This is a genomic window from Microcystis sp. LE19-195.1E (genome assembly GCF_027532095.1).
GTDB classification, from domain to species: domain Bacteria; phylum Cyanobacteriota; class Cyanobacteriia; order Cyanobacteriales; family Microcystaceae; genus Microcystis; species Microcystis aeruginosa.
In genome coordinates this window covers 1-7,262 of sequence record NZ_JAPZSZ010000053.1, presented here as the reverse complement: position 1 = coordinate 7,262, position 7,262 = coordinate 1, and the positions used below count along the sequence as shown (strand labels likewise).

The 7,262-nt window shown below is 41.6% G+C and carries 9 protein-coding genes; 3 read left to right on the top strand and 6 right to left on the bottom strand.

Annotation, left to right across the window (positions count from 1 at the left end; all coding sequences use genetic code 11):
• The 4 genes from O9300_RS03355 to O9300_RS03340 form a co-directional block, all read right to left on the bottom strand.
• The coding region (locus tag O9300_RS03355) for an RNA-guided endonuclease InsQ/TnpB family protein (protein WP_287970048.1) at positions 1–953 on the bottom strand (953 nt) is incomplete at its 3' end.
• 304 nt (positions 954–1,257) lie between these two features.
• Complete coding sequence (gmk, locus tag O9300_RS03350) at positions 1,258–1,812, bottom strand: guanylate kinase (protein WP_147069694.1); 555 nt, start codon at positions 1,810–1,812, stop codon at positions 1,258–1,260.
• 12 nt (positions 1,813–1,824) lie between these two features.
• Positions 1,825–2,094, bottom strand: coding sequence for an extracellular matrix/biofilm regulator RemA (gene remA / locus O9300_RS03345; RefSeq protein WP_002737924.1), 270 nt, complete (start codon positions 2,092–2,094; stop codon positions 1,825–1,827).
• A gap of 200 nt (positions 2,095–2,294) precedes the next feature.
• Entirely contained in the window at positions 2,295–2,453 is a 159-nt protein-coding gene (locus tag O9300_RS03340) for a hypothetical protein (protein ID WP_287970047.1), read from the bottom strand.
• Between the two features lie 80 nt (positions 2,454–2,533).
• On the opposite strand from O9300_RS03340, the gene O9300_RS03335 reads away from it, so the two are divergent.
• Positions 2,534–2,740: a hypothetical protein gene (locus O9300_RS03335; protein WP_004268575.1), complete on the top strand. Its 207-nt coding sequence runs from the start codon at positions 2,534–2,536 to the stop codon at positions 2,738–2,740.
• Between the two features lie 128 nt (positions 2,741–2,868).
• Positions 2,869–3,354, top strand: a complete 486-nt coding sequence (gene psbV / locus O9300_RS03330) for a photosystem II cytochrome c-550 (RefSeq protein WP_287731428.1) — start codon at positions 2,869–2,871, stop codon at positions 3,352–3,354.
• 52 nt (positions 3,355–3,406) lie between these two features.
• On the opposite strand, the gene O9300_RS03325 is transcribed toward psbV, so the two are convergent.
• Positions 3,407–4,108 carry a DUF3226 domain-containing protein gene (locus tag O9300_RS03325; RefSeq protein ID WP_287731429.1) on the bottom strand — a complete coding sequence of 234 codons (702 nt, stop codon included), beginning with the start codon at positions 4,106–4,108 and terminating at the stop codon, positions 3,407–3,409.
• A complete protein-coding gene (locus tag O9300_RS03320) occupies positions 4,101–5,192 on the bottom strand; it encodes an AAA family ATPase (RefSeq protein ID WP_287970046.1) in 1,092 nt (363 codons plus the stop codon). The genes O9300_RS03325 and O9300_RS03320 overlap by 8 nt, the downstream gene beginning before the upstream one ends.
• Positions 5,193–5,372: 180 nt before the next feature.
• Between O9300_RS03320 and O9300_RS03315 the strand changes: the two genes are divergently transcribed.
• Positions 5,373–6,878, top strand: coding sequence for a UbiD family decarboxylase (locus O9300_RS03315; protein WP_287970044.1), 1,506 nt, complete (start codon positions 5,373–5,375; stop codon positions 6,876–6,878).
• The last annotated feature ends 384 nt before the right edge of the window (positions 6,879–7,262 follow it).

Below are 7,262 nucleotides of genomic sequence, written 5' to 3'. Positions count from 1 at the left end.
CAAACAATCCGATAAATCTTGGCAAAATAATTCAACCATTCAGTGAATTGATACCAAGAAGCATCACTAATCGACTTGGCAAGCTTACGGTTTTTGACTAAGTTTCTTACCTTTAAAGTTTCATAGACTACCAGATCATTACACTGGACTAACGCCAAAGCGTCTTTAATTGCTTTGTCTTTACGCTGTCTTGACACTTTAAGATGAAGCCTAGCTACTTTTATCCGTTGCTTGTGATAGTTTTTGGACTGTTTCTTTCCTTGACGAAACTTTTTGGATAATCTCCTTTGTGCTTTTTTCAGTCGTTTTTCTGACTTTCTTAAATAACGTGGATTCTCTACAGTATTACCTTGGGCATCGGTATAAAATTCCTTTAACCCTAAGTCAATTCCTGTTATTTGTCCCGTCGGTTTATGGTATTCTTGCCGTTCTACGTCAATCAGAAACTGGCAATAATAACCGTCAGCACGTCTAACAACTCTTACTCGTTTAATCTGTTGTTCTGAATAATAAACTAAGGTTTTTTGACTACACCATAAATCAAATTCTCCTGCTTTAAAGCCATCGGTAAATCTGATTTTACGTCGATTATCAGATAGTTTGTAGCCCGTTAGTTTATACTCAACGGAACGGCTATGCTTTTTGAACCGAGGAAAACCCTTTTTCCCAAGTATCTTAGCATGACAATTCTGGTAAAACCTAGTAATTGATTGCCAGGCTCTATCAGCAGCCGATTGACGAGCTTGAGAGTTTAATTTATTAACCCAAGGTGTCTCTTTATTATTAGCTAGTACCGCACAAAGTTTTTGGAGATCATTGCGGGTTGTTCCTTTATTTTCTATCCAATAACGAACACAAGAGTTACGCACAAACTGAGAAGTTTTGATAGCTTCATCAAGCTGGTGATATTGCTCTGGGGTTCCGTTTTTTAGCTTTGCTTTTACGACTAGCATCTAACAATCCACGACCATTGGTTAAACTAATTATAACACAGTTTACCTACAGATGGTAGAATTAAACCGATGCTCCGTTGCTGACCCTTCGACTTCGCTCAGGGTCATTGATATTCTGGTCGGATTTCATCCCCCGCTAATTTTTGTGAGTATCTTATCGAAAAATGTAGCGGGGGTATTCATCCGATATTTTAGGTAACTTAGGGAATGGGGGATAAGGATTAGGGGAAGTGGGGAAGTGGGGAATTTCAACTAAAACCCCAAAACCCTAAAACCCCAAAACCTAACACCTAACCCCCAACAGCTAACGGCTAAAAATAATCTTCTCGATGGCATCTAGGGCGGTTTCTAGGTCATCGTTGACGATTTGATAGGGGAATTCCTCGCTGGCGGCTAATTCTTCTTGGGCGCGCTCTAGACGGCGGGCGATCGCTGTTTCGGCATCTTTGCCCCGGCCGCGCAAACGACGTTCTAATTCCTCGAAACTGGGGGGTAGGATAAAGATTCTCCTCGCTTCGGGGAAGCTTTGACAGACCTGTCTGGCTCCCTCTAATTCGATTTCTAGAATTACGGTCTGGCCTGTTGCTAATTGAGCAGCGATCGCTGATTGGGGTGTCCCATAGTAGTTGCCCGCGTATTCGGCCGATTCTAGAAATTCTCCGGCTGCCATTTTCTCCTCGAAACTGGGACGGTCGAGAAAGTAGTAATCTTCCCCCTCAATTTCACCCGGTCGAGGTGGGCGCGTAGTAGCGGATACGGACAGGTAGAGGTTAGGGAAACGAGTTAGTAAATGCCGGACTAGCGTACCCTTGCCCACACCGCTAGGGCCGGTAATGACAATTAATTGACCGGGTTGCATGGGGTTAATAACTTAGTTGCTACTATTAACAGGCGCTTCCTTGTTGACCACGAAACGGTGAGCCACGGTTTCTGGTTGAATGGCCGACAGCACTACATGACTAGAATCGGTGATGATCACCGCACGAGTCCGTCTTCCATAGGTAGCATCGATTAAACAGCCTTTATCCCGAGCATCACTGATGATGCGTTTGATAGGAGCAGATTCTGGGCTAACGATGGCGATAACCCGATTAGCGGAAACAATATTACCGAAGCCGATGTTGATCAGTTGTATATCCATAAGTTAACAAAGGTGCAGTCCTTTGTACAAAAGAGTGTGGAGGTATGATTACAATGTTATCGAGAAAGATTTAGCCTTACAACGCTAAAAATAACATTCTTAATCACATTTTAGTATTTTTTCAGGTTTTTTGCGATTTTAATTAAATTTGTTTACACGAGTCTCTATCTTAGGGAATAAAAAGGCAAAAGTCGGGAAAATTAGGGAATTTTGAGGGTGTGGGGTGATGGGGTGATGGGGGAGTGGGGTGATGGGGTGATGGGGTGATGGGGTGATGGGGTGATGGGGTGATGGGAGAACAAATAAAAATAATCTCCTGACTCCTGACGACCGGCTACTGACTCCCGATCACTGATCACTGTTAAGAATGTCCCCGGCAATGGCATGATAATTATGGTGACTAATAAGTATTCTCTATCCTTGGTGGGTGCGTTAGACTATGGGTTTTGCTGATCTATCGATCGCTGATATTGCGGCAGAGTACGATCTGGCCGATGAATCTGTGTTGTCACTTTGCGACCAATTAGGCATCTCCTATAAAGATCGGCAGACTAATCTCGCCCTAGAAGATGCTAAAGCAATTATCTCACTGATTTTATCCAAACGCTCAGGAGTAACCGCCTCGAAAACGGAAACGTCCCCTTGACTTTATTCCCAACTGCGATCTTCTCGGTGTCCGTGATCACTTAGAATCGATCGACACCCTCCCAGAGGAGAAAATTTTTTAGTCACCTTAAAATTCCCTTTCTTGGAACAATTGCGAGTAGGAGAACAATGATCAAACGTTTGATTGTGGCAGCGATCGCTGTAGTTTTTTTTGTATTACAATTCAATCTTAACGGCGCTAGTGCCTTAGAACTCGATCAAGAAACCCTCACCATCACCCTCAATGATGCAGGGGAATCGGTGACTTTGACTTCTGAACAAGCGACGGAAGGACAGAAACTTTTTGTCGCCAATTGTACTAAGTGTCACCTGCAAGGTAAAACCAAAACTAATAATAACGTCAGTTTGGGTCTGGCCGATCTAGCAAAAGCGGAACCCCCCAGAGATAATCTGTTAGCATTGATTGATTATCTAGAACATCCCACCAGTTACGATGGTGAAGATGATCTGAGCGAATTCCATCCCAATGTTAGCCGTCCCGATATCTTCCCAGAATTACGCAATCTGACCGAAGATGATGTGTATAACGTCGCCGCTTATATGTTGGTTGCTCCCCGTCTAGACGAGCGCTGGGGTGGGACAATTTACTTCTAAATTGCACTGCATATATCCCTCGATCCCTCTAGATTTCTAGGGGGATTTTTGATTAGACAGCAAATAGTTGTAAAAATTCTTTGAGTTCATTTAATACCTCATGCTCAAAGTTCCAAATATGACGTTTGTTTTTCATAACATAATCAAATACATTCATACTGCATTTCCTGCCAGCTTGTTTTTTGTCTTCTGTGGAACAGGTATCAAATCGTAAATAGTTACTAATCCAAAACTTATCAAAATCTTTGTCTCTAATCGATTTTCCTTGCTTGTTTAAACAATTTCTCCAGTCTTCTAAACAATCCGCATAGGTGGAATCTTGACTTTTAATCTTCTTGAGAACTGTTTCTAGTTCTCCTTGTCCGTCCACATTGGTAAAATAACAAGCAAATTCTGTGATTTGATCTTCTATTGTTGTCAATCTATAAAGCTGACTGGTTTCTCTAATATCTTCCGCTTCTGGATACACCATTTTTAGACAATCGTTCAGCCAATTTAGTCGCTCTGTCTTAGTATCAGAATCTTGATCGATAATAATACCAACTTTAGGGATAGCTTTTTTACGAATAGTCGCCTTAATTTCATCGAAAGTGCTGGTTAATTTAGCTTGATCTAAACCCTGTAAACATTTATAGTCATCTTCCTCAAAGCAAATCGGTTTATCTAACTGAATTTTGGTAAAATTTAAGTATTGCACTAGGGCTTCGATAAAAATTTTATCATTCTTGCTCTCGACGATTAATAAGTTACTCACCTCTCACCTCATTGCCATGTTTTAAGGCGTACTCTAAAGTGCTTAATTGTCTTTTAATACCGATAATTTTATCAGTTCTGGGACTTCTGGCTAGTTCAAAATAGGCTCCCTGTTCTGGATAATATTCTAACCCCACATCGGCAAAAGCTTGGATCATCTCTAAACTATGGGTTGTGGCAAAAATTTGGCTATCTAGTTCGATAGCTAATCGGAATAAAGTTTTCCAAATATCTGGGTAAGCAGTATAGTGAAGACCATTTTCTATTTCATCGATAAAAATAATTTTTTGCGGATTAAGCAGCAGAGTAATAATTATCTCTATCAGACGATTAATAGCTTCACCAAACAGAGATATGGGTAAGCGTTTTGTCTCTTTTCTTTTCAGGTATAAATTTGGTTTGCCAAGAAAAAAACTTTCTATTTTTTTAATAGAAGGATCAAGTATTTGCAAGGCTTTTAGCACTTCTTCTTCCTGTTCATTAAAAGCTATTTTAGTATAGGACTCGCTCAATTCTTCCAAAGATTTATTGACAGATGCAGCAATGATTACTGGTTGATCATCACCCGCATCAGGTAAAGCTAGTATTCCCTCAGAACTAGCAATTAAAAAATAGTTCAGTTGACTATCTTTTGAGTCATTCTTGAGGTCAAAACTTGTGTGAATATTTAAGATAGAAATAACTGATTTATTTTTAGCGATAAAATCATATAATTTTTGCCAATCTTCAGAGATGCCTAGAACAGTATCTTGAAGAGAATCGGAAATCGATATTTTTACCAATTTATCCCCTTGATTAGATTGGGAGCCTTTTAACTCAATAATATTTTCTCTATCAAGATTGAATAATAAATTATCCCAAGCATTTTTGGGAACAGCCTGAACAACTGCTAAAGATTCCTTGCGAATAGATTCTCTGACTTCATGAATAGTATTTGGATAGGGATAACTATACAAAAATATTGCCTCTAACAAGGCAGTTTTCCCTGAATTGTTTTTACCACCAATTAAATTAACTCGCTCAAAACCTTCAATTTTGGTATGCTCAAAACATCTAAAATTACTAATTTCAATATCCTTAATCATGTTGACCTCTGGGCTGGATAAGCATAAATTTAGGCGTAGGAATGAAGCTGGCGAGATGGGGATTTTTTTACTTAATTCTAGACGAGAATAGCCTCAAACTCTCAAAACGGTGACTATCCCTGACGGAAACTGCCGCCCTAAGAGATAATAGAGACAGGGATTTATTTACATTTCTTCATCATGGCTAGAGACTTACGAGGATTTATTAAGCTTTTAGAAGATCGTGGGCAATTACGCCGCATTAGTGCATCGGTCTCTGCCGATTTAGAAATTGCCGAGATCGCTAATCGGATGCTACAGGTGGGGGGACCGGCCCTACTGTTTGAAAACGTGCAAGGGGCCGAGTTTCCCGTCGCTATTAACCTGATGGGAACCGTAGAACGCATCTGTTGGGCGATGAACCTGAATAAACCCGAAGAATTGGAAGATTTAGGCAAAAAACTCGCCCTCTTGCAACAACCGAAACCGCCGAAAAAACTCTCCCAAGCGATCGATTTTGGTAAAGTTTTATTTGATGTCCTGAAAGCCAAACCCAACCGTAACTTTTTTCCTGCCTGTCAACAGGTGATTTTAGAAGGGGATGAAGTAGATTTAAAGAAAATTCCGATGATTCGCCCCTATCCGGGCGATGCAGGCCAGATTATCACCCTAGGGCTAGTAATTACTAAAGATTGCGAAACGGGAACCCCTAACGTCGGTGTCTATCGCTTACAGCTACAGTCTCACAATACCATGACCGTCCACTGGTTATCCGTGCGCGGTGGGGCGCGTCACCTGCGAAAAGCGGCACAAATGGGCAAAAAATTGGAAATAGCCATTGCTTTAGGGGTTGATCCTCTGATTATCATGGCCGCCGCCACTCCTATCCCCGTAGATCTCTCAGAATGGCTGTTTGCGGGATTGTACGGCGGTTCTGGGGTACAGTTAGCCAAGTGTAAAACCCTCGATTTGCAAGTGCCGGCCGACGCAGAAATCGTCCTCGAAGGAACAATTACCCCCGGAGAGGTATTGCCAGATGGACCCTTTGGTGATCACATGGGTTACTATGGCGGTGTGGAAGATTCACCCCTGATTCATTTCCACTGCATGACCCATCGTCGCGACCCCATTTATTTAACCACTTTTAGCGGTCGTCCTCCCAAGGAAGAAGCGATGATGGCGATCGCTCTTAATCGTATTTATACGCCGATTTTACGGCAACAGGTGGCGGAAATCAGGGATTTTTTCCTACCTATGGAGGCTTTAAGCTATAAAGCGGCGATTATCTCCATTGATAAAGCCTATCCCGGACAAGCGCGGCGAGCGGCCTTAGCTTTTTGGAGTGCCTTACCCCAGTTCACCTATACTAAATTTGTCATCGTCGTCGATAAGGAGATTAATATTCGCGACCCCCGGCAAGTGGTTTGGGCAATTAGTTCTAAAGTGGATCCAGTTCGCGATGTGTTTATTCTCCCGGAAACCCCCTTTGATAGCCTCGATTTTGCCAGCGAAAAGGTCGGTTTGGGGGGGAGAATGGGAATTGATGCCACCACTAAAATGTATCCCGAAACCGACCACGAATGGGGGGAACCTTTGGAGTCGGATCCTGCCATGGCGGTCAAGGTTTCCCAACGCTGGTTAGAATACGGTTTAATCGATATTAATTTACAAGAAGTAGATGCCAATAAGTTTGGCTACGAAATGTAGATTTAACTGACTAAATAGGGTTTGCGGCAAAAAGTTTGTTGGTGGGGGTAGGGTGTGGGGTGTGGGGTGTGGGGTGTAGGGTTTTACCCATTTTCAGACGGTCAATTACCTAATTTTCAGGGAAAAAGTCCCGGAATTTTCCCCCCAATCACTCCAATCGCTGGTACTTTTTGATTGACAAAAAGTCTAAAAGTCTTACCCAACAAGGTTTTTAGATTTATTCAGCCAACCCTAAATACTCAATAGAACTCTTGCAAATTAATTATATGTTATAATGATTGGTTAACTAATTTTCCCCAAAAAATTAGTTAACCAGTACATTCGTCCTGAATGAAAACTTGAAGTTTAACTTTTAACTCAAAACTCTTTAGAGCTGCTTTAATT

What these genes read in the sequence shown, in the direction of transcription:
- O9300_RS03315 (WP_287970044.1), top strand. Translation starts at nt 5,373, where the DNA reads ATGGCTAGAGACTTACGAGGATTTATTAAGCTTTTAGAAGATCGTGGG.
- remA (WP_002737924.1), bottom strand. Translation starts at nt 2,094, where the DNA reads ATGGATATACAACTGATCAACATCGGCTTCGGTAATATTGTTTCCGCT.
- psbV (WP_287731428.1), top strand. Translation starts at nt 2,869, where the DNA reads ATGATCAAACGTTTGATTGTGGCAGCGATCGCTGTAGTTTTTTTTGTA.
- O9300_RS03335 (WP_004268575.1), top strand. Translation starts at nt 2,534, where the DNA reads ATGGGTTTTGCTGATCTATCGATCGCTGATATTGCGGCAGAGTACGAT.
- gmk (WP_147069694.1), bottom strand. Translation starts at nt 1,812, where the DNA reads ATGCAACCCGGTCAATTAATTGTCATTACCGGCCCTAGCGGTGTGGGC.
- O9300_RS03320 (WP_287970046.1), bottom strand. Translation starts at nt 5,192, where the DNA reads ATGATTAAGGATATTGAAATTAGTAATTTTAGATGTTTTGAGCATACC.